The 21,211-nt window shown below is 68.8% G+C and carries 21 protein-coding genes and 1 pseudogene; 14 read left to right on the forward strand and 8 right to left on the reverse strand.

Annotation, left to right across the window (positions count from 1 at the left end; translation table 11 throughout):
- Positions 1-96 precede the first annotated feature (96 nt).
- The 3 genes from A5732_RS00935 to A5732_RS00945 are packed head-to-tail and all read left to right on the forward strand — an operon-like array spanning position 97 to position 3,123.
- The gene (locus A5732_RS00935) at positions 97-711 is read left to right on the forward strand and encodes a cutinase family protein (protein ID WP_170880097.1); all 615 of its coding nucleotides are present in this window, start codon (positions 97-99) and stop codon (positions 709-711) included.
- 46 nt (positions 712-757) lie between these two features.
- The gene (locus A5732_RS00940; RefSeq protein WP_076054690.1) at positions 758-1,948 is read left to right on the forward strand and encodes a M20 family metallopeptidase; all 1,191 of its coding nucleotides are present in this window, start codon (positions 758-760) and stop codon (positions 1,946-1,948) included.
- Positions 1,945-3,123, forward strand: coding sequence for an amidohydrolase (locus A5732_RS00945; protein WP_064953058.1), 1,179 nt, complete (start codon positions 1,945-1,947; stop codon positions 3,121-3,123). Before A5732_RS00940 ends, A5732_RS00945 begins: the two co-directional genes overlap by 4 nt.
- Here A5732_RS00945 and A5732_RS00950 read toward each other — a convergent pair.
- Positions 3,120-3,938 (reverse strand): alpha/beta hydrolase, encoded by an 819-nt coding sequence (locus tag A5732_RS00950; protein ID WP_076054692.1) that lies wholly within the window; start codon positions 3,936-3,938, stop codon positions 3,120-3,122. The genes A5732_RS00945 and A5732_RS00950 overlap by 4 nt on opposite strands.
- Before the next feature lie 200 nt (positions 3,939-4,138).
- On the reverse strand, positions 4,139-4,618 hold the full coding sequence (locus tag A5732_RS00955) for a gamma-glutamylcyclotransferase (protein ID WP_065052788.1): 480 nt from the start codon (positions 4,616-4,618) through the stop codon (positions 4,139-4,141).
- 82 nt (positions 4,619-4,700) lie between these two features.
- Here A5732_RS00955 and A5732_RS00960 point away from each other — a divergent pair, with 82 nt between their 5' ends.
- From A5732_RS00960 to A5732_RS00970, 3 genes are all read left to right on the forward strand, one after another.
- Positions 4,701-6,116, forward strand: coding sequence for an NAD(P)H-quinone dehydrogenase (locus A5732_RS00960; protein WP_076100049.1), 1,416 nt, complete (start codon positions 4,701-4,703; stop codon positions 6,114-6,116).
- Between the two features lie 73 nt (positions 6,117-6,189).
- Entirely contained in the window at positions 6,190-7,947 is a 1,758-nt protein-coding gene (locus A5732_RS00965; protein WP_076054695.1) for a glycerol-3-phosphate dehydrogenase/oxidase, read from the forward strand.
- Positions 7,948-7,959: 12 nt separating this feature from the next.
- Complete coding sequence (locus tag A5732_RS00970; protein WP_076100051.1) at positions 7,960-8,826, forward strand: pseudouridine synthase; 867 nt, start codon at positions 7,960-7,962, stop codon at positions 8,824-8,826.
- 31 nt (positions 8,827-8,857) lie between these two features.
- Here the strand turns inward: A5732_RS00970 and A5732_RS00975 are convergent, their stop codons facing one another.
- Entirely contained in the window at positions 8,858-9,364 is a 507-nt protein-coding gene (locus tag A5732_RS00975; protein WP_436971807.1) for a helix-turn-helix domain-containing protein, read from the reverse strand.
- A 397-nt stretch (positions 9,365-9,761) separates the two neighbouring features.
- Here A5732_RS00975 and A5732_RS00980 point away from each other — a divergent pair, with 397 nt between their 5' ends.
- The 6 genes from A5732_RS00980 to A5732_RS01005 all read left to right on the forward strand — a co-directional run bounded on the left by A5732_RS00980 (position 9,762) and on the right by A5732_RS01005 (position 15,389).
- Positions 9,762-10,142, forward strand: a complete 381-nt coding sequence (locus A5732_RS00980; protein ID WP_253188973.1) for a helix-turn-helix domain-containing protein — start codon at positions 9,762-9,764, stop codon at positions 10,140-10,142.
- On the forward strand, positions 10,143-10,634 hold the full coding sequence (locus A5732_RS00985; RefSeq protein ID WP_076100057.1) for a hypothetical protein: 492 nt from the start codon (positions 10,143-10,145) through the stop codon (positions 10,632-10,634).
- Positions 10,631-11,854: a DUF6545 domain-containing protein gene (locus A5732_RS00990; RefSeq protein ID WP_081388747.1), complete on the forward strand. Its 1,224-nt coding sequence runs from the start codon at positions 10,631-10,633 to the stop codon at positions 11,852-11,854. Before A5732_RS00985 ends, A5732_RS00990 begins: the two co-directional genes overlap by 4 nt.
- Positions 11,855-11,914: 60 nt before the next feature.
- Positions 11,915-12,721: an MBL fold metallo-hydrolase gene (locus A5732_RS00995; RefSeq protein WP_076100059.1), complete on the forward strand. Its 807-nt coding sequence runs from the start codon at positions 11,915-11,917 to the stop codon at positions 12,719-12,721.
- Positions 12,722-12,930: 209 nt separating this feature from the next.
- Positions 12,931-14,076 (forward strand): PPE family protein, encoded by a 1,146-nt coding sequence (locus A5732_RS01000; protein ID WP_076053670.1) that lies wholly within the window; start codon positions 12,931-12,933, stop codon positions 14,074-14,076.
- 158 nt (positions 14,077-14,234) lie between these two features.
- Complete coding sequence (locus tag A5732_RS01005) at positions 14,235-15,389, forward strand: PPE family protein (RefSeq protein ID WP_076053673.1); 1,155 nt, start codon at positions 14,235-14,237, stop codon at positions 15,387-15,389.
- Here the strand turns inward: A5732_RS01005 and A5732_RS01010 are convergent.
- A complete protein-coding gene (locus A5732_RS01010; RefSeq protein WP_081389553.1) occupies positions 15,320-15,979 on the reverse strand; it encodes a DUF5994 family protein in 660 nt (219 codons plus the stop codon). The genes A5732_RS01005 and A5732_RS01010 overlap by 70 nt on opposite strands.
- Before the next feature lie 144 nt (positions 15,980-16,123).
- Here A5732_RS01010 and A5732_RS01015 point away from each other — a divergent pair, with 144 nt between their 5' ends.
- The gene (locus A5732_RS01015) at positions 16,124-17,122 is read left to right on the forward strand and encodes a magnesium transporter CorA family protein (RefSeq protein ID WP_076100061.1); all 999 of its coding nucleotides are present in this window, start codon (positions 16,124-16,126) and stop codon (positions 17,120-17,122) included.
- Positions 17,123-17,133: 11 nt separating this feature from the next.
- On the opposite strand, the gene A5732_RS01020 is transcribed toward A5732_RS01015, so the two are convergent.
- Both A5732_RS01020 and A5732_RS01025 read right to left on the reverse strand, forming a co-directional pair.
- Positions 17,134-17,346 carry a hypothetical protein gene (locus A5732_RS01020; protein WP_076053677.1) on the reverse strand — a complete coding sequence of 71 codons (213 nt, stop codon included), beginning with the start codon at positions 17,344-17,346 and terminating at the stop codon, positions 17,134-17,136.
- 82 nt (positions 17,347-17,428) lie between these two features.
- Entirely contained in the window at positions 17,429-17,794 is a 366-nt protein-coding gene (locus A5732_RS01025) for a DUF732 domain-containing protein (RefSeq protein WP_076053680.1), read from the reverse strand.
- A gap of 191 nt (positions 17,795-17,985) precedes the next feature.
- On the opposite strand from A5732_RS01025, the gene A5732_RS01030 reads away from it, so the two are divergent.
- Complete coding sequence (locus A5732_RS01030) at positions 17,986-18,903, forward strand: extracellular catalytic domain type 1 short-chain-length polyhydroxyalkanoate depolymerase (protein WP_076100063.1); 918 nt, start codon at positions 17,986-17,988, stop codon at positions 18,901-18,903.
- Between the two features lie 2 nt (positions 18,904-18,905).
- On the opposite strand, the gene nei2 is transcribed toward A5732_RS01030, so the two are convergent.
- Together nei2 and A5732_RS01040 are read right to left on the reverse strand one after the other, a co-directional pair.
- On the reverse strand, positions 18,906-19,661 hold the full coding sequence (gene nei2 / locus A5732_RS01035) for an endonuclease VIII Nei2 (protein ID WP_076100065.1): 756 nt from the start codon (positions 19,659-19,661) through the stop codon (positions 18,906-18,908).
- A gap of 1 nt (position 19,662) precedes the next feature.
- Positions 19,663-21,211, reverse strand: a pseudogene (locus A5732_RS01040) (Lhr family ATP-dependent helicase); the annotation flags it as partial.

The raw sequence follows: 21,211 nt of genomic DNA on the forward strand, positions 1-21,211 counted from the left end.
GGGGAGGTGTCCCCGGTATATGTCAGGATCTGCCGTATGAATCTTCGTAGGTGGCCGGTGGTTGGCCCGGTCATGGGAGTAGCCGTCGCCGTTGTGCTGTCGGTGGTTTCGATCACATTCGGCCCGGCGCCGTCGGCGAAGGCGGACTGCCCGGACGTGCAACTCATCTTCGTCCGCGGTACCGCCGAGCCGCCCGGCCTGGGCGTCGTGGGCGACGCGCTGTTCGGCGCGCTGCAGCCCGCGCTGGGATCGCGCAACGTCGACTCCTACGCGGTGAACTACCCGGCCAGCTACAACTTCCTGACCACCGCCGACGGCGCGAACGACGCGCGCGACCACATCGCGCAGATGGTCGACCAGTGCCCGTCGACGCGGCTGGTGCTGGGCGGCTTTTCGCAGGGCGCCGCCGCGGTCTCGATGCTCGCGGGGGTGCCGCCGGTGGGCCAGCGCATCGGCAACTTCGGCTCGGCTCCGGCGCTGGATCCCGGACTGGCCAGCAAGATCCGGGCGGTCGCGGTGTTCGGCAACCCCGGCAACCGCTTCAACACGCCGCTGTCGTCGACGGGTGCGTTCGCCGGCCGCGCCATCGACCTGTGCAGCGAGGGCGATCCCGTCTGCGTCGTCGGTGGCCGCGACCGCGATGCGCACCACGACTACTCCGTACCGCCGTACCCCGGCCAGGCGGCGGGATTCATCGCCGGGCTGGTGTAGCCCGGCGGGGTTGGGCCCTGATCACACACTGCGACATACTGCGAGAGTGCCCCTAACCCCGTTAGACAGCGTTGAAGATGTCGTGCGGCGGCGTGGTGCCGACCTTGTCGAGTTGTCTCATGACATCCATGGCGAGCCTGAGCTGGCCTTCGCCGAGCATCGCAGCTGCGCCAAGGCGCAGGCACTGGTCGCCGAGCGCGGCTTCGAGATCACCGCGGCCGCCGGCGGGCTGGACACCGCCTTTCGCGCCGACTTCGGCAGCGGGCCGCTGACCATCGGGATCTGCGCCGAGTACGACGCCCTGCCCGAGATCGGCCACGCCTGCGGCCACAACATCATCGCGGCGTCGGCGGTGGGCACCGCGCTGGCGCTGGCCGAGGTGGCCGACGACCTGGGGCTGCGGGTGTCGCTGCTGGGCACGCCGGCCGAGGAGGCCGGCGGCGGCAAGGCGCTGCTGCTGAAGGCCGGGGTGTTCGACGACATCGCCGCGGCGGTCATGCTCCACCCCGGGCCGGCCGACATCGCCGCGGCCCGCTCGCTGGCCCTGTCCGAGGCGACGGTGAACTACCGCGGCAAGGAATCCCACGCGGCCGTCGCGCCCCACCAGGGCATCAACGCCGTCGACGCGGTCACCGTCGCCCAGGTGGCCATCGGGTTGCTGCGCCAGCAGCTGGCGCCCGGGCAGCTGGTGCACGGGATCGTCACCAATGGCGGCCAGGCGGTCAACGTCATCCCCGGGCACGCGACGCTCGAGTACGCGATGCGCGCGGTCGAGGCGGATTCGCTGCGCGAGCTGGAGGGCCGGATGTACGCCTGCTTCGCCGCGGGCGCGCTGGCCACCGGCTGCGAATACGAGATCGACAACCCCGCACCGCCGTATGACGAGCTGAAGCCCGACCAATGGCTGGCCGACACCTTCCGCGACGAGATGTGCCGGCTCGGCCGCGAGCCGGTGGCCCGCGAGTACGAGGCGGCGCTGCCGATGGGCAGCACCGACATGGGCAACGTGACGCAGTTGCTGCCGGGGATCCACCCGGTGGTCGGGGTCGACGCCGGCGGTGCGATGGTTCACCAGCGCGCCTTCGCCGAGGCCGCCGCCGGCCCCAGCGCCGACCGCGCCGTGGTCGAGGGCGCAATCATGTTGGCGCGCACGGTGGTTCAGCTGGCCCAGACGCCCGCCCAACGCGATCGGGTGCTGGACGCGCGGGAACGCAGGCGCGGCGGGGCGCAATCATGAGCCTGGTCGACGCCGCCGATGCCTGGCTGGCCACCCACCACGACGACCTGGTCGAATGGCGCCGGCACATTCACCGCTATCCCGAGCTGGGCCGCCAGGAGTACGCCACCACCCAGTTCGTCGCCGAGCGGCTGGCCGAAGCCGGGCTCAACCCGAAGGTGTTGCCCGGCGGAACGGGGCTGGTCTGCGACATGGGCCCCGAGCACGAGCCCAGGATCGCGCTGCGCGCCGACATGGACGCCCTGCCGATGGCCGAGCTCACCGGCGCCCCGTACGCCTCCAACATGCCGAATGTGGCGCATGCGTGCGGTCACGACGCGCACACCGCGATCCTGCTGGCCACCGCGCTGGTGCTGGCGTCGGTGCCCGAGCTGCCGGTCGGGGTGCGGCTGATCTTTCAGGCGGCCGAGGAGCTGATGCCGGGCGGGGCGATCGACGCCATCGCGGCCGGCGCCATCACCGGGGTGTCGCGGATTTTCGCCCTGCACTGCGACCCCCGGCTGGAGGTCGGCAAGGTCGCGGTCCGGCACGGCCCCATCACCTCGGCGGCCGACCAGATCGAGATCACGCTGTATTCACCCGGCGGGCACACGTCGCGGCCGCACCTGACCGCCGACCTGGTGTACGGGCTGGGCACGCTGATCACCGGGCTGCCCGGGGTGTTGTCGCGGCGCATCGACCCGCGCAACGGCACCGTGCTGGTCTGGGGCGCGGTCAACGCCGGCGTGGCCGCCAACGCCATCCCGCAGACGGGCGTGCTGGCCGGCACCGTGCGCACCGCGAGCCGGCAGACCTGGGTGGGCTTGGAGGAGATCATTCGCGAGACGGTGTCCGGGCTGCTGGCGCCGCTGGCCATCGAGCACACGCTGCAATACCGGCGCGGCGTGCCGCCGGTGGTCAACGAGGACATCTCGACCCGCATCCTCACCCACGCGATCGAGTCGATCGGCCCCGACGCGCTGGCCGACACCCGCCAGTCCGGCGGTGGCGAGGACTTCTCCTGGTACCTGGAGGAGGTTCCCGGTGCGATGGCCCGCTTAGGGGTGTGGCCCGGGGTGGGACCGCAGCTGGACCTGCACCAGCCGACGTTCAATCTCGACGAGCGGGCCCTGCCGATCGGGGTGCGCGTGATGACGAACATCGTCGAGCAGTCGGCGGCGTTCGAGCGCTCCTAGCCGCCGGTGGCGCGGACGACGTGTTCGGCGATGCGGGCGTAGGTGCGCCGCGTGATGTCGCCGGCGTCGCTCATGATGTTGTAGCCGTGGTCTACGCCGGCCACTTCGTGGTACTCCACTAGCGCTCCGATGGCGCCGAGTTTCCCTGCGTACCTGCGGGATTCGTCGCGCAGCCGATCGTGCTCGGCCGTCACGACCAGCGCGGGCGCGATACCTGCGATGTCGTCGGCGTTGTCACCCCAGGCGGGCGAGGCCAACCGGTCGCGCCGCCGCGCCCGCTCGGGGATGTAGGCGGTGTCGAAGACCTCGCTCATCCACGGCTTCATGATGGCGCGGCGGCCCAGGGTGGATGGCTTGTCTCGGCTGGGCGTGACCAAATCCAGCGGCGCGTAGTGCAGCACCTGCAGCGCTATGTCGGGGCCGCCGTTTTCCAGCGCGAGCCGCGCCGCCGCGGCGCTGAGGTTGCCGCCCGCGCTTTGACCGCCGACGCACAGCCGGGTGCCGTCCCAGTCGCGGCCGGGGCCGGCCGCCCAGCAGACGACGTCGTAGATCTGATGCACCGCGGCCGGAAACCGGTGCCGGGGCGCCTGGACATAGTCGGGATTGATCACCATTACGCCCGCGTTGGCGGCCAGGTATCGGCACCACGGATCGTCCTGTTCGGGGTGTCCGACCACGAACCCGCCGCCGTGCACGTTGACGTAGACGGGCGGGTTCGTCACCGCCGGTGGGTGGTAGACGGTCGCGGATACCGGGCCGTGCCGGGTATCGATGGTGGCCTCAGAGGTGCGGCCGGCGAATTCCGGGAAGCGCACGGCGGGTTTGGGGGCGGGGTTGACGGTGGCGGCGAAGGCGCGCGCCGCCGCGTCGGCGACCAGCGGTATGGACAGAATGGACAGCCGATTTTCCTTCCCTGGGCTGCACCCCTGGTTCGGGGCGCATCATCGGTCTGTCTGTCTACCCTGCCGATCGCCGCGGGGCGAACGATTTTTCACCGGCGTCGTGGGGAGCCCGGTCAGGCGCCGGTTCCCGGACCGATGTTGCTTGCCGGGCGGGTCCGCAGCCAGTGCACGTATTCGCTTGGCGCCCCGGCGATTTCGGCGGCGTCGGCCATCACGCCCAGGTACCGCGCCGACGGCATCCCGCCCTCCCAGGCGTCCAGGACGTACAGCCACGCCAGCACCGGGTCGGTGTCGGTGTCCGAGGAGATGCGCTCGACTCGGCACCGGATCTTCTTGTGGACGCCGAATTCCGAGCCCTCCCAGCGGTCCAGGTTGCGCTCATCCGCGGGTGTCATGTCGTAGAGGACGACGAACACCTTCGAATCCGGGTCCTCGACGACGCTGGCCAGCGCGCCCTCCCAGCCGATGTCCTCGCCGCCGAAGGTCAATCGCCAGCCGTGCAGCCAGCCGGTTCCGGCCATCGGCGAATGGGGCGCGCGTTTCTGCATCTGCTCGGGATCCATGTTCGATCCGTACGCGGCGTAGAGCGGCACGGGGAAATCTTAGACGTCCGATGCTGGTGGGTCTTCCCCCGAGCATTCGCCGGGGCCCCGCCGCTTCGTTAGGTTAGGGGCTGTGGTGACCCGCATCGTGATCCTCGGCGGAGGCCCGGCCGGTTACGAAGCCGCGCTGGTGGCCGCGACCTCGCACCCCGACACGACCCGCGTCACGGTGATCGACTCCGAAGGGATCGGCGGGGCGGCCGTCCTGGACGATTGCGTGCCGTCCAAAACGTTCATCGCCTCGACCTGGCTGCGCACCGAATTGCGCCGGGCGCCGCGGCTAGGCTTCGAGATCGACATCGACGACGCCAAGATCTCGCTGCCGCAGATCCATGCCCGGGTCAAGCAGCTCGCCACCGAGCAGTCGGCCGACATCACCGATCAGCTGCTCAGCGTGGGCGTGCACGTGGTGGCCGGCCACGGCGAGTTGATCGACCCGGCGCCGGGCCTGGCCTGTCACCGCATCAAGGCGACCCGTCCCGACGGCACCACCAGCGAGTACGAGGCCGACGTCGTACTGATCGCGACCGGCGCCAGCCCGCGGGTACTGCCGTCGGCGCCGCCTGACGGCGAGCGGATCCTGACCTGGCGCCAGCTCTACAACCTGGAGGCGCTGCCCGAGCACCTGATCGTGGTCGGGTCTGGGGTCACCGGCGCCGAATTCGTGCACGCCTACACAGAATTGGGCGTGCCGGTGACCGTGGTCGCCAGCCGGGACCGGGTGCTGCCCTACGAGGATGCCGACGCCGCCCTGGTGCTGGAGGAGGCGTTCTCCGAGCGCGGCGTCGAGCTGGTCAAGAACGCCCGCGCGCGATCGGTGACCCGCACCGAGAAGGGCGTGCTGGTGACCCTGGGCGACGGGAGCACGGTCGAGGGCAGCCACGCGCTGATGACCATCGGGTCGGTTCCCAATACCAGCGGCCTGGGCCTGGACCGGGTCGGCATCGAGCTGGGCCGCGGCGGCTACCTGACCGTGGACCGGGTGTCGCGGACCTCGGTCGCCGGCATCTACGCCGCCGGCGACTGCACCGGGCTGCTGCCGCTGGCCTCGGTCGCGGCCATGCAGGGCCGGATCGCGATGTATCACGCGCTGGGCGAGGGTGTCAGCCCGATCCGGCTGCGCACGGTGGCGGCGACGGTGTTCACCAGGCCCGAGATCGCCGCCGTCGGGGTCCCGCAGACGATGATCGACGACGGTTCGGTGCCGGCGCGCACCGTCATGCTGCCGCTGCGGACCAACGCGCGGGCCAAGATGTCGGGGCTGCGCCAGGGCTTCGTGAAGCTGTTCTGTCGGCAGGCCACCGGGGTGGTGATCGGCGGCGTGGTGGTGGCCCCGATCGCCTCCGAGCTGATCCTGCCGATCGCCGTGGCGGTGACGAACCGGATCACCGTCAACGAGCTGGCGCAGACGCTGGCGGTTTACCCGTCGCTGTCCGGCTCGATCACCGAGGCGGCCCGGCGGCTGATGGCGCACGACGATCTGGACTAGCGGTTAGCCTTGGTAAAGCACGTCCTACTGACGAGTAACCGACAGGAGTTTCCCCAGTGCGGAGTCCTCTGCCGTGAGTAACCCGATTCAGGCACCCGGTAGCACACAAACCTGGACGGCTTCCTCTCTGGGACCTAAGCAACGCGCGTTGGCCTGGGAACGACTGGGCAGCGAGCAGTTCGACGTGGTGGTGATCGGCGGCGGCGTGGTGGGCTCGGGCTGCGCGCTGGATGCCGCGACCCGCGGGCTCAAGGTGGCGCTGGTGGAGGCGCGCGATTTCGCCTCCGGCACCTCAAGCCGCTCGTCGAAGATGTTCCACGGCGGCCTGCGCTACCTCGAACAGCTGGAGTTCGGGCTGGTGCGCGAGGCGCTTTACGAGCGTGAGTTGTCGCTGACCACGCTGGCGCCGCATCTGGTCAAGCCGATGCCGTTTCTGTTCCCGTTGACCAATCGCATATGGGAGCGTCCCTACACCGCCGCCGGCATCTTTCTCTACGACCGGCTGGGCGGTGCGAAATCGGTTCCGGCGCAGAAGCATTTGACGCGCGCCGGCGCCTTGCGGCTGAGTCCGGGCCTCAAGCGCAGCTCGCTGATCGGTGGAATCCGGTACTACGACACGGTTGTCGACGACGCCCGGCACACCATGACCGTCGCGCGCACCGCCGCGCATTACGGCGTGGTGGTGCGCACCTCCACGCAGGTGGTCGCCATGCTCCGCGAAGGCGATCGGGTCACCGGCGTGCGCGTCCGCGACTCCGAGGACGGCGCGATCACCGAAGTCCGCGGGCACGTGGTGGTGAACGCGACCGGGGTGTGGACCGACGAGATCCAGGCATTGTCCAAGCAGCGCGGGCGATTCCAGGTCCGTGCGTCCAAGGGCGTGCACGTGGTGGTGCCGCGCGACCGCATCGTCAGCGACGTCGCGATCATCCTGCGGACCGAGAAGTCGGTGATGTTCGTCATCCCGTGGGGGAGCCACTGGATCATCGGCACCACCGACACCGACTGGAATCTCGACCTGGCCCACCCCGCGGCCACCAAGGCCGACATCGACTACATCCTGGAAACCGTCAACACGGTGCTGGCAATCCCGCTGACCCACGCCGACATCGACGGCGTGTACGCGGGCCTGCGGCCGCTGCTGGCCGGCGAGAGCGAGGAGACCTCCAAGCTGTCCCGGGAGCACGCGGTGGCGGTGCCCGCTCCGGGCCTGGTGGCCATCGCCGGCGGCAAGTACACCACCTATAGGGTGATGGCCGCCGACGCGATTGATGCTGCGGCCCAATTCATTCCGGCCCGGGTGGCGCCGTCGATCACCGAGAAGGTCAGCCTGCTGGGGGCCGACGGCTATTTCGCGCTGATCAACCAGGCCGAGCATGTCGCCGAGCTGCAGGGGCTGCATCCCTACCGGGTGCGTCATCTGCTGGACCGCTACGGCTCGCTGATCGGTGACGTGCTGGCGCTTGCGGCGCAAAGCCCCGACCTGCTCAACCCGATCAAGGAAGCGCCGGGCTACCTGCGGGTGGAGGCGCTGTACGCAGTAACCGCCGAGGGCGCTTTGCATTTGGAGGACATCCTGGCCCGCCGGATGCGCATCTCCATCGAATACTCGCATCGCGGCGTCGACTGCGCGCGCGAGGTCGCCGACGTGGTCGCGCCGGTGCTGGGCTGGACGGCCGAGGACGTCGAGCGTGAGGTCGCGAACTACACCGCCCGGGTAGAGGCCGAGATCCTGTCCCAGGCCCAGCCCGACGACGTGTCCGCCGACGAGTTGCGGGCCAGCGCGCCCGAGGCGCGCGCCGAGATCCTCGAGCCGGTCCCGCTCAGTTGAGCAGGCCCTGAGATGGCCGCGAGGCCGGCGCCGCTGCCCGTGCGGGACGGACTCGGCCCGGCGCGGGTGCGGCTGCGCGGCGGGGCGGTGCTGGCCGAACTCACCGCCCGGTTCGGCGCGCAGGCCCGCGCCAAGGTGTTGGCGGGTGAGGTCGTGGGCGCCGACGGCGCGGTAATCGACGCCACCACAGTGCTTCCCGCCGGCGCAAGTGTCTACCTGTATCGCGAGCTGCCGGACGAGGTGCCCGTCCCGTTCGGCATCCCGGTGCTGCATCGTGACGACGACATCGTGGTCGTCGACAAACCGCACTTCCTGGCGACCATGCCGCGCGGACGCCACGTCGCGCAGACCGCACTGGTGCGGCTGCGGCGGGAGCTGGAGTTGCCCGAGCTGAGCCCGGCGCACCGGCTCGACCGGCTGACCGCCGGGGTGCTGCTGTTCACCGCGCGGCGCGACGTGCGCGGCGCCTACCAGACGCTGTTCTCCCGCGGATTGGTCGCCAAGACGTATCTGGCCCGGGCCGGCGTCGACCCGGAGCTGGAGCTGCCCCGCGTGGTGAAGAGCCGAATCGTCAAGCGCCGGGGACATTTACAGGCGGTGTGCGAGCCCGGCGCTCCCAATGCCGAGACCCGCGTGGAGCTGGTATCGGCGGACGGGCTATACCGGCTCACTCCCCGCACCGGGCGCACCCATCAGCTGCGCCTGCACATGGCCTCGCTGGGGGTACCGATCGAGGGTGATCCGTTGTATCCCAATGTCATTGACGTCGCGCCCGACGACTTCAGCGTCCCGCTGCGGCTGTTGGCGCAGCGCATCGAGTTCACCGATCCGCTGACCGGCGATCGGCGTGAATTCGTCAGCCGCCGGGTTGGCCCCTAAATCCGTCGCGGCGCAAGCACGTTCGATGCCGCTAGTCGGATTGGTCCGCTCTGGGAGAGGCGATAGGGGGCAGCCGCTCGAGTTCGCGGAGGTGATCGATGATCGCCGCCAGGCTCTTGAGGGCCTGTGGGGTCAGCCCAGAGGCACGCGCCGCCAGGTCGCGCACGCCGTTGTCGCGTAATGCCTGCAGGAGGTTGAGTTGCGCCTCGATCGCCGGGTCCGTGTCTCGATCGATCAGATAGGACGCCGGTACGCCGAAAAAGTCTGCGATCGCACGTAAATGCGCGACGGTGGGGTTTCTTTTGACGCCGCTTCTCAGCTGCCACAGGTAGGCCGGGCTGATCGATACGCCGGTTTTCTCGGTGATTGCGGCCGCGGCGGCGGCGTTGGACAACGGGGCCGTACCAGCCTTGCGCATCACCTCGAAAAGCTTCGACAAACGCGATGCCAACTCGCCGTTATCCGGCCCTTCGGCCTGGACATCGTCGACTCCCAATGGACTTCCGTTTCGTGCGCACGCCAACCAGTGTTTGCCCATGTTACAACCTGGCCGTTTCCGGACGGCCTCCCGAATCGTCGCCCGGACGGTTAGCGCAGCGCGAGGACGCGCTACCTGGGAGCCGATATCCGCATCCGTCCGCATTTGCGTGTCCGAGCCGAAACCCTTTCGCGCAGAAGGAAGTACTTACACATGATGTGCGTGGCGGGCCGGGCGATCCTGGGCGCCGCCCCTTCGTGGTCGCAACGACCAAGGTCAGGCCGGGTATTCGGTGGATTCAACGCTAGGCGGCTGGTAACGTGAGTACACGATGATTGCGTTGGAATGAAATGAGAGTGCATTGGATCGCGGCAGCGGGCCAGACGAAGTGCCAGCCGGTGGCGGCGCTGACAACGACTCTGATCTCGCGCTCAGGTTGACCAAACTTTTCGAGGTCATGCGGAAGGCCGGCACGGCCCCGTTGTCCAACGCCGCCGCCGCGGCCGCCATCACCAAGAAAACCGGCGTATCGATCAGTCCGGCCTATCTGTGGCAGCTGAGAAGCGGCGTCAAAAGAAACCCCACGGTCGCGCATTTACGGGCGATCGCAGACTTTTTCGGGGTGCCGGCGTCGTACCTCATCGATCGCGACCCAGATCAGAAGATCGATGCGCAGCTGAGCTTGATGCAAGCGCTGCGCGACGTCGGGGTACGGGATCTGGCGGTGCGCACGTCCGGACTGACCCCGCAGGCCATAACGAGTTTGGCGGCCATGGTCGACGAGGTTCGTAAGCTCCAAGACCTGCCGGTAATACCTCGCGAAGGCGGTGAGGCGTAGATGGCATCCAAAGTTGACATGCTCGCGTTGGTTCGCACCCTGCCCGTTCCCGTGCCCTGGGATCGGGCCGCGTTCATCGACGGTGTCGCCCGCTTGCGGGGCCGGCCGATCCGCTTGGTGCCGACGGTAGACGAGCTCGCCCTGGGCCCCTGCGGGGTGTGGTTGAAGCGCGACGAAGACGACATCATCGTCCACGAGGCGGGTACCTCGGAATATCACATCGACCAGATCGTGTGCCACGAAATCGGGCACATGGTGCTGGAACACGATGGCGGGTCGCGAGGGGACGCGAGCGCGGAGTACTTGCCCAAGATGATCTTCGCGAGCGCACTGGCCGGTTTCGACCCCGGCATCGGGGTGATATTGGGCCGCAGCAGCTTCGATGACAACCGCGAACGCGATGCCGAGATGTTCGCGTCGTTGTTGATGCTCGCCGCCGCCGAAGCCGGTACGCGACAGTCGATGATGAACAGCGTGTTCTTCCGCCGGTGAGCGCCTCCACTGTGCCGGGCATCATCGCCTGGCCTTTGATCGCCTTCATGATGCTGGTGCTGCTCGGACGCTACCGATGGTGCAACAGCAACCTCTATGAGAAATACTTCAACAGCACATTGGCGCTCATGTTGCTTGCTCAGTTGTTGCGTGAGCACCTTGTGCAAAACTCGCTCGTCCGAACGGCTTTCATGACACTGCCCGGCACGTGGCAATTGGGCACCGCGGTGTTGAGCTACAGCTACAGCGAATTCATCGGATTCACCCTGTTGTGGTCGGGGCTGTCAGAAGCCGAAACCCGCCGTAGGCACAAGTATTATCGCCTGGCGGGTGTGCTGCTCGCTGTCGGGTTGCTCGTCTTCGGTACTCGTGCCCGCATGGCGGGGCAGTCCCTGGAGTTCGCAGCTGGCTGGGACTCCGTGACGACCCTGACGTGCTTCATTGCCATGCCGATGGCCCTGGTTACGCGCATAATCTGGAATTCGTTGCGCGAGCTGCGGATTGCCGACAGGCGGCGGGAGCACCTGATCGCGATCAGCACCCTGGCGATGGGTCTGACGGCCGTTGTGACAGCGCTCCACGAAGCCGCCCTGCAGATATCCGACCAACTCGGCTGGACTCAGACCGACGCCTTCAGGCACCAATTCCACGCGTCCACCTTTTTCTACATGATATTCAGCCTGTTCGTGATCGCCCCTGTCCCTCTTGCGATGAAGCTGCGCCATTCCCTCGGACTCGATCACATCAGCCGCAGCTGGCGCGAATTGCAGCCGCTGCGACAGGCGATGAGAGTTGTTGTCCCAGAATGTGTCTTCGAACCCGACGATGACGAGCCGGGGCGCCCGAAGACGGAGTTGCAACTGCACCAGACGGTGGTCGAAATCCGCGACGCCATCTTGGGACTGCGCCCATATTTCCGTGCAATATCTGGTGATGATCTGATGCACTTTCTCGCCGAGCCTCATAAGGTGCCGGCGTGCGACCGCAACGCGGCCATCTCAGCCCTGCGCCTGGCTTACGCCGCCAGAGCCAAAACTGCCGGCGTCGCGCCGGAAGCCGCCGACGTCGACTCAACATCGATCGTCGCGTCCCGAGCGGCGACGCTTCGACAGGAAGCGGCCGAACTGACGATGCTGGCGAAATGGTGGCCTGCCGCTTACGCCGCCACTGCGAAGATCATCGAACCGGCGGCCGAGACGAAAGCGAGCTCGACACCATAACCCTGCCGGTCGCAACACCGATCCCCGCGTGGACGACGCCGGACCGGGTAGCCCGCGGCTATGGATATCACCGTCACGTTCGTCGGCAACGCCACCACGCTGATTTCGGCGGCCGGGCTGACGCTGCTGACCGACCCCAACTTTCTGCACCGCGGGCAACGCGCCTACCTCGGCCACGGGCTGGTCTCCAAGCGGCTCGAGGAGCCGGCGTTGCAACTCAGCGAACTGCCGCCGCTCGACGCGATCGTGCTGTCGCACATGCACGGCGATCACTGGGACAGGGTGGCGCAGCGGGGCCTCGACCACGAACTGCCCGTCGTCACCACCCCGCACGCCGCCAAACGGCTGCACCGGCGCGGCTTCGCGCGGGCGCGGGGCCTGCAGACGTGGCAGCAGCACGCGATCACCAAGGGCGGCACGACGCTCACCCTCACGTCGCTGCCGGGGCGCCACGCGCCCGGGTGGAGTCAGCGCCTGCTCCCGCCGGTGATGGGCACCATGCTGGAGGTCGCCGCCGACGACGGCTCGCCCAGGCGCCGGCTCTACATCTCCGGTGACACCCTGCTGATCGAGGAGCTCAAGGAGATTCCGGCGCGGTTCGACCCGATCGACGCGGGCATGCTGCACCTCGGCGGCACCCGGCTGCCGGCCGGAAACCGGCTTCCGTTCGGACTGACGGTGACGATGGACGGCCGCCAGGGCGCAGAACTGGTCGCGATGCTGGCTCTGCCGAAGGCCATCCCCGTGCACTTCGACGACTACGCGGCCTTCGCGTCGCCCCTGTCCGACTTCACCCGGGAGATGCGGCGGCGCGGCATCGAGGACCGAATCATTATGGTAAACCGCGGCGCGTCGGTGACCGTGTAAGAAGGCGGCCTTTTTCGAGTAGTGCCCCCGGCCAGCAAATGTCAAATCGGTCTCAGCTTTGGGTATAGGGTGTCCTAACGCCTGGCGGTCGAACTGGGAGGTACCGACGGCAGGTGACAGGCTTCGACGTGCAGAGTTTCGAGGTTCTTCGCGGCCTGGTCAACGCAAATTTGCTGAGGTTGTTCTCAGCGTGGGCATTGTGAGATGTGATGGATCTTTTTGCACCCCCCGAGGTCACCTCGACGCTCATCCACACCGGACCGGGAGCGGGCTCGCTGATCGAGGCCGCCGGCGCGTGGCAACGACTTGCCGTCGAGCTGGAGAATTCGGTCTCCACCTATGCCTCGACGTTGTCGTCGCTCATCGAGTCGTGGGACGGTCCGTCGGCGATGGCGATGCTGCAGTCGGTCCAGCCCTACCTGCTGTGGCTGCGTGAGACCGCGCAGCAGTCCGCCCAGATGGCCACGTCGGCCGAGGCCGCCGCGTCGGCATTCACGGCCGCCCGCTCGTCGATCGTCCCGCCGGCGGTGGTCACCGCCAACCGGACGCGCCTGGCGCAGTTGCTGGCCACCAACCGGTTCGGCACCAACACGGCGGCCATCGCCCAGGCCGAAGAGGAATACCAGACCATGTGGGCGAACAACTCGGCGGCGATGACCCGCTACCAGGCGACCTCGTCGCAGGCGACCACGCAGCTGTCGCAGTTCAATTCGCCGCTGTCCACCACCGACCCGAGCGGAACGACCAGGCAGCAGGCGGCCGTGATGCAGGCCGATGCTTTGGGCTCCGGCAACGCCGGCGATTCACTTTCCTCGTTGCTCTCTTCGGCCGGCATTTTCGGCGCCGACGGCGATCCCAACAGCGGCTGGTTCGGCTACTGGAGCACCTGGGGCAACCAGTTCATCTCGTCCGGGTTCCCGATCAACATGCTCAGCTACCTGGCGCAGAACTCGTCGGCCAGCGCGCTGCAGAGCGTGGGCGGCGACATCGGCAGTGGCCTGTCGGAGGGTCTCGGGGCAGCCTCGGCGAGCCTGTCCAACGCGGTCAAAGACGTCGGCGCGGGCATGGCCCCGTCGGGCGCGATGGGCGTCGGGGTGTCGCTGGGCAAGCTGACCGCGCCCCCCGCCGTGGTGGGGCTGCTGCCGGGCACGCAGACCGGGGTGCAGCTGGCGTCGGCGGCCTCGCCGCTGCCGGCGGGGGAATCGGGGCTGCCCCTGATGCCGATGATGGTGCCGCCGACGACGGGCTCGGCGGGCACCGGCTGGCGCAAGCGCAAACAGCAGAAGTACGAGGACGTCGCCGTGGGCCGGGAGGTCAAGGGCAAAGTGATGCCTCGTAATCCATCCGCGGGATGACGTCGATGGTGCCCCATGACTGCGGACACCGACCCCCGCGTTCAACGGCGACCGGCAGCGGGACACGGCGATGTCTGCTCGCCACCGGGTCGCGAATTGCCGGACGGGCCAACGCACGGCGTTCGCCCCAGCCACGTTCTTCCCCAAGGTAAAGGTTCATGGATTTCGGGATGCTGCCGCCGGAGGTCACTTCGGCGCTGATCCACGGTGGGCCCGGCGCTTGGTCATGGATCGCGGCCGCCGCCGCCTGGCAGGAGCTCAGTATGGAGCTCGAGCAATCCGCCGCCGGCTACAGCGCGGAGCTGTCGTGGCTGATGACGACGTGGCACGGCCCGTCCGCCTCGGCGATGGCCCAAGCGCTGGAACCCTATCTGGACTGGCTGCGCGTCACCGCGCAGCAGTGCCAGGAGGTCGCGACCTCGGTGCAGGTGATGACCGCGGCATTCGAGTTGACGCACTGGACGGTGGTGCATCCTTCGCTGGTGGCGGCCAACCGCGCGCGCCTGGCGTTGTTGTTGGCCACCAACTTCTTCGGGATCAACTACCCGGCGATCGCCGAGACCGAAGCCGAGTACACCACCATGTGGGTGAACAACTCGGCGGCGTTGGTCCGCTACGCCGCGACCTCGGCGAGCACGGTCCGACCGCCCTCGTTCGCGCCGCCGCCGCAGGTCGCCAATCCGTCTGGGGTGACGACACAGGCCGCCACGGTGCCCGCCTCGAACACCGTCAATTCGGGGATGATGACGGCCGCCAACCTGGGGGCGAGCCAGGATCTCGCCACCTCCAGCGCCTTCGGCCTGGATCCCGACTCGGGCTGGTTCCGGTATTGGAGCGTCTGGGGCTGGCAGGAGCTCGCGGGCGGCATGCCGGTCAACCTGCTCAGCTACCTCGCCCAGGTCAATACCGCGCAGGCCCTGCAGGGCGGCGTGGCCGGCGACATCTTCGGAGGCCTGGCCGAAGGCACGGCCGCGCTGTCGTCGGCCGAGACGCAGCTGATCGGCGCGGTCAACGCCGCCGGCTCCTTGGCGCCCCGCGCGACGCTGGGCATCGGTATCTCGCTCGGCAACCTGACGATGCCGCCCGCGACGGTGGGAATGCTGGGATCGTCGGCGCCGGTGCAGCTGGCGTCAGCGGTCTCCGCGCTGCCCCCCGGCACCGGCCAGACCCCCATGCTGCCGATGGTCCCGATGCGCCCGGGAAGCGGCTCGGCGAACGGTCGCCGGCGCAAGGGCGGACGCGACTACGACGATATTGAATACGGTGCGGAGCTGCCGGGCACCGTGATGAACAGGCCTCCGTCGGCGGGATAGCGCTGGTTGGGCGACTCCATCATGCGGTTGCGGACGATGTGTTCGACGAGGATGGGGACGAAGGTCTGCACCGGCGCGTCGATGAATCGTTGCGCCGTCTCTTCGCACCAGCGCCTGATCTGAGCGGTCCGCCGTTCGTCGCCGAGCCCCTCGTGGCGGGCCAGCTTGTCGGCCACGTCCGCCACCGATCGGCCCACGGTGACCCGGACGGCCGGGGACACCACAGCGTCGGCGGGTGCCCGCACCGCGTCGAGTGCCCGGCGGGCGACGTCCTCGTCGGTGTCGGGCCGGATGACGTGCAGGGTGATGTGGCGGCCGTTCTCGCCCATCACGATGACGCTGGCCTCCTCGTCGTTGATAAAGCCCAGCAATTCGATTGGGTGCCCGTCGATTTCAACCAGCGGCGGTGTCTCGTGCCAGGCGTTGCGGCGATAGCCCACCATGACGATCTGCCCCAGCCGGTCGGACAGCGACGCCACCAGGCCGGGCAGCTCGTCGGCCAGGTTCGTCGACTGCGGCCACCAGGCGCCGTCGATGTGCTCGGACACAGCCCGATATGTCTTGAGCTGCAACCGGTTTGATTGCTCCATGTCACCCACCTGCTCACCGAATCTCCCGGATCGGCCTGCCGGCCCCCCGCGACATCAAGATCATCACGGGTAGTCGGCGGCCGCGGCGCCAGCGGGTGGCTGGCGGGTTTACCGATCGTGAACAACGATTGAGAAGATGTCGTGATGCAGATCGCTTCGAGTATCCAGGGCCGGGTGTGGCGCGGCGGCAAGGCGCAGGACGACTTCGAGTTCGACAAGATCTCGGACTACCTCACCGAACCCGACACCCTGGTGTGGGCCGACCTGTGCGAACCGGACCACGACACGCTGTGCGGCCTGGCCGACGAACTCGGCCTGAACCGCTGGGCGGTCGAAGACGCCGTGGCGGCCGCCGAGCGGGTCAAGGCCACCGCATACGAGAGCCACACCTTCTTCACCGTCTATGCCGTCGACGTCGCAACGGGTACCGCCGACACCGGCGAGCGGATGCTGTCGATGCAACGCATTTCGGGATTCGTGCTGCCGCAGGGGCTGATCACCGTGCGCCTGACGCCCGACTTCGACACGACGCAGGTGACCCGGCGGTGGCAGGAGATCGGCGGTCAGAGCTACGGCGTCGGCGCGCTGGTGCACGGCCTGCTCGACGTGGTGGTCGACAGCCATTTCACCGCCGTGGAGGCCCTCGATGACTGCATCGAAGCCATCGAGGACGAACTGTTCGACGGCAGGCCCCGCAAGGGAATCTTTCAGCGCCGTACCTTCCGGCTGCGCAGGGATCTGGTGAACCTGCGCCGGGTCGCCCTGCCCATGCGCGAGGTCGTCAATGCGATTGCGCATCATCGTGTTTCGGACGTCTCGGATCGGCGGTTGGACCCCCTGTACGCCGACCTGTACGACCACGTGCTGCGGGTGTCCGAATGGACGGAATCGTTGCGCGACATGATCACAACCATTTTCGAGACCAACCTGTCGCTTCAGGACGCCCGGTTGAACATTGTCATGAAGAAGCTGACGGGATGGGCCGCCATCATCGCCGTGCCGACGGCGATCACGGGCTTCTACGGGCAGAACGTGCCCTACCCGGGCTTCGGCACGCACGCCGGATTCGCGGCCAGTACCGGCGTGATACTCGTGTTGATGGTGGTGCTCTACGTGTTGTTCAGGCGTCGTGACTGGCTGTAGGCCGCGGCGGGTTACCGCGCGGCGGGCGAGGCCGAAACGCCTTGCTGGATGCCCTGATTGATCTTGTCCGGCAGGGCGGGGCTGCCTGGTGGATCGGAATCCTTACAGGCGCAGCTGAGATGACTGAAGGGATTGGGGTCGGTGCTGGCCGACGCCGTGGCCACGCTGGAAACGCCCAGTGCGAGCGCCATACCCACAACGCCGACCAAAAGTTTCGGAATCATTTGCGGCCCTGAAATTCTTCGGTTCGGATACCTCAAATTTTATCTGCGTTTACATCACGAGCCTGTCAAGCGGCTGTAAATTTCAGGACCCGGACGATGCCGCCGCATCCGCGTACTTCGGGCAGTACGCCTTGATGCTGACCCCGACGAAATAGCCGGCGTGATAGCTGTCCAGGGTGCTGCTGGACAGCACGTTGTTGGCGACCTGTTCCGGTGTCTGGCCCATATCGAGCTCGTGACACACAGTGTGCCCGGAGTTGACCGCGGCGTCAGGTGACTCGTAATTGATGCCCTTGGCTTTCAGCGCGGCCAGGAAGGCGTCATCGGGAGAGGTGGCGTGCGCGGTGGCGGATAGGGCCAGCAAGCCGAGCAGCCCGGCCACCGGCGCCACGCCGATCGCCAGCAGCGACAGCGGCCGGATGGGCTTGCGTATCTGGGTGGTCGTCATTTCTGATACTCCCGTGGAACAGAAGTGCCGTTGCTTGCTGGAGGCGGGGCTAGTTCGAATGTTTGCATGCCGGGGCGGCGCCCGGCGCCGGATCGCCGATAATGCGGGGTGTGCCACACAAGGGTTTGCTCCGCCGTCGGACACGCGTTACCGGCGAGCCCTCGCCGACGCGCCGTCGGTGATCTGACGAGATGGCATACGCGCGGTGGCTGTGGCTCGCTGTGGTGGCGATATGCGTGGTCGGCTGCGGTGTGCGGCACGTGTCGGCGGCCAGCGCTCGAGACATTTCGGGCACTTTTCGATCCGGCGGCATGGACCGAACCTACATGTTGCACGTGCCGGCGGGCGACCCCGTCGGGCTGGTGCTCAGTTTGCATGGCGGCGGCGGCACCGGGATCTCGCAGCGGAGCCTGACGGGCTTCGACACCGTTGCTGACGCCCACAACCTGTTGGTGGCCTACCCCGACGGCTACGACAAGAGCTGGGCAGACGGGCGCGGCGCCTCGCCCGCCGATCGCCGCCACATCGACGATGTGACCTTTCTGGTCGGGCTGGTGCACAAGCTGCAGAACGACTACGGCGTCGCGCCCGGGCACGTGTTCGTCACCGGCATGTCCAACGGCGGCTTCATGACCAACCGGCTGGCATGCGACCGCGCCGACCTGTTCGCCGCGGTCGCCCCGGTGGCCGGCACCCTGGGCGTGGGGGTGGCCTGCAATCCGTCGCAACCGGTGTCGGTCTGGGAAGCCCACGGGACCGCGGACCCGCTCGTGCCCTTCAAGGGTGGGGTGGTGCGCGGGCGCGGCGGGGTCAGCCACTCCATCTCGGCCGACAGCATGGTCGCCAAGTGGCGCTCGGCCGATGGGTGCCCCGGCGAGCCCGCCATGGAGGCGCTGCCCGACGTCCGCGACGGCACCGTCGTGCACCGCTATGAGTCCACCGGATGTGCGGCGAACACCGAGGTGGTGTTCTACAAGATCGACAGCGGCGGCCACACCTGGCCGGGCGGCAAGCAATATCTGCCCGCGGCCGTCATCGGCCCCACCACCCGCGCGCTCGACGGGTCCGAGGCCATCGCCCAGTTCTTCCTGGCGCACGCCCGCGACTAGCCTCAGCGCTGGCAGGACGGGCACCAGTAGGTCACCCGTTCCCCGGAGTCGTCGAAGGCGATCCGGGTGCCGCACCGGCGACAGGCCTGCCCGGATCTCCCGTAGACCCACAGCTGCCGACCGGTCCGGGTGTCGCCGGTGGTGCACCGATTCCAACGGAAGCGATTGAGCCACAACATGTCCCGCGCGCGCGAGACCAGCCGATGAGGGTCGGCGATGTCGCGCACGGGCGCGGTGGGCAAATGCCCGGAAAGGAAACACAATTCGTTGCTGTAGACGTTGCCGACCCCGGCCAGCACCCGCTGGTCCAGCAGCGCCTCGGCGATCGGCCGGTCCGGGTCGGCCGTCAGGTTGGCGGCGGCGAGCGCGGGATCCCAATCCTCGCCCAGCAGATCGGGGCCCAGATGCGCGACGGCGTCACCGTCACGCTCGCGCTCCAGGATCTCCAGCACGCCGAGGTCCACGCCGACGGCGCGGGCGGTGTCGGTTTCCAGGATGATGCGCGCGCGGTGGTCGACCCGTACCCCGCGCTTGCCGACCCGCCAGCTGCCGTCCATCTTCAGGTGCGAGTGAATGCTGGCGGCTCCCACCCGGATGAACAGGTGCTTGCCGCGGCTGAGCACCTCATCGACGACCTGCCCGGTGAGATCGACGGTGGCGAACCGCGGCACCCGGATGTCACAGCGGGTCAGGGTGCCGCCGACCAGGTTCTCGCGCAGCACGGCGGCGGTGTGCCAGACGGTGTCTCCTTCGGGCATCTCAGCGCAGCCGCATTCCGCGCGGGGTGCGGGCGAAGCCGGCGGCGGCGAGCGCGTCGGACGGGCCGGGTCCGTCCGCGCGGGGCTGCAGGGCCGGCACCCCGTCGATGCGTTCGACCAGGATCGACGCGACGCGCCGGGACGCGACCAGGTCCGCCAGCGCCGTCGCCGCGGCGAGATTCGCGGCGGGGTCGTCGGTGAAGGTGAGCAGCGACCGCCCACCCCGCTCGAGGAACCAGGCGAGCTCGCCGTCCACCAGCACCACCAGCGCCCCGGCCTTGCGGCCCGGGCGCGCCCCCGGGCCTCCGGACCCTTCGCCGCGCGGGGCGGGCCAGGGCAGCGCGGCGCCGTACGGGTTGGCCGGGTCCGCGGCGGCCAGCGCGACCGCCCGGTACTCGGGCCGTTCCGGGTCGATCCCGTCGGAGTAGGCGCGCAGCCGGTCGACAGTCGACGCGACCGCGAACTGCGCGCCGCCCAGCGACTCGATGAAGTAGCCGCGCTGGCACCGGCCGGCGTCCTCGAAGGTGCTCAGCACCTTGTACAGGGTGGCGAACCCGCCGGGCACGCCCTCGGCGCCCACCGCGCCCCGGGTCAGCACGCCGTGGCGGCTCAGCAGGAGCTCGGCCTGGTAGTGGGCGCGCAGCGTGGAGTCCGGTTCCGGGGCCGGCAGGATCGACCACCGGCCGGCCACGGTCGGGTCGGCGGGGCGCGCCTGCGGGTGCGCGACGCTGTATCGGCTCAGCCGCGGCGGGCGATGCGACCGGTGCGCCGGCGCGGAGCGCTTGCGGGTGCCGGTGCCCCCGAGCAGGGCGCGCACCGGGGCGAACGTGTCGCCCGTGATCCAGCCGGCCCAGATGAGTTCCCACAGCGCGGATTTGAGCTCGGACTCTGGCATCCCATCCTGGGCGAGCTGGCGGAAGAAGTAGGCGCCCCCCGGCGCCAGCGTGTCCAGGACTGCGCGGTGGGCGTCGCCCAGTTCGATGTCGGCCGGCCCGGGCAGCGTCAACGGCGCGGATTCGCTGGGGTGCAACGCGATCCAGCCGTCGCCACTGGAGATCGACCCGGCGCCCGACCAGGTGACCTCGCCGGTGGCGAGCAGCTCGTCGAGCAGCGCGGGGGAGTAGTCGCGGACCCGGGGGGCCAGCACCAGCGGCTCGATCGCCGAAGCGGGCATCTTCACCCCGGCCAGCTGATCGATCACCGTCATCAGGCCGTCCAGACCGGAATGGCTTGGGGAGCGCGATGATTCGGCGGCCCCCACCCGGTGCCAGGCCGGCAGGAACCGGCCGTAGGCGGCCGTGCTGACCGGCTCGACCTGGGCGCGCAGCGCCGCCAGCGACCGCCGCCGCAGGATCCGGAGCACGTCGGCGTCACACCACTGCTCACCCCCGGCCACCGGGGCCCCGGGCATTTCGGCCGCGGCGCCCCGTCGCCCCCCCCCCACCCCGCCGCACCGGCCAGCCGGCCCAAAATGTCGGCGGTCACCCGCAGCCCCAGCCCGAACCGGGCTGCGGCCTCCCCGGCGGTGAACGGGGTGTGGGTGCGCGCGT

Origin of the sequence: Mycobacterium colombiense, from assembly GCF_001953985.1 — a bacterium.
GTDB classification, from domain to species: domain Bacteria; phylum Actinomycetota; class Actinomycetes; order Mycobacteriales; family Mycobacteriaceae; genus Mycobacterium; species Mycobacterium colombiense_B.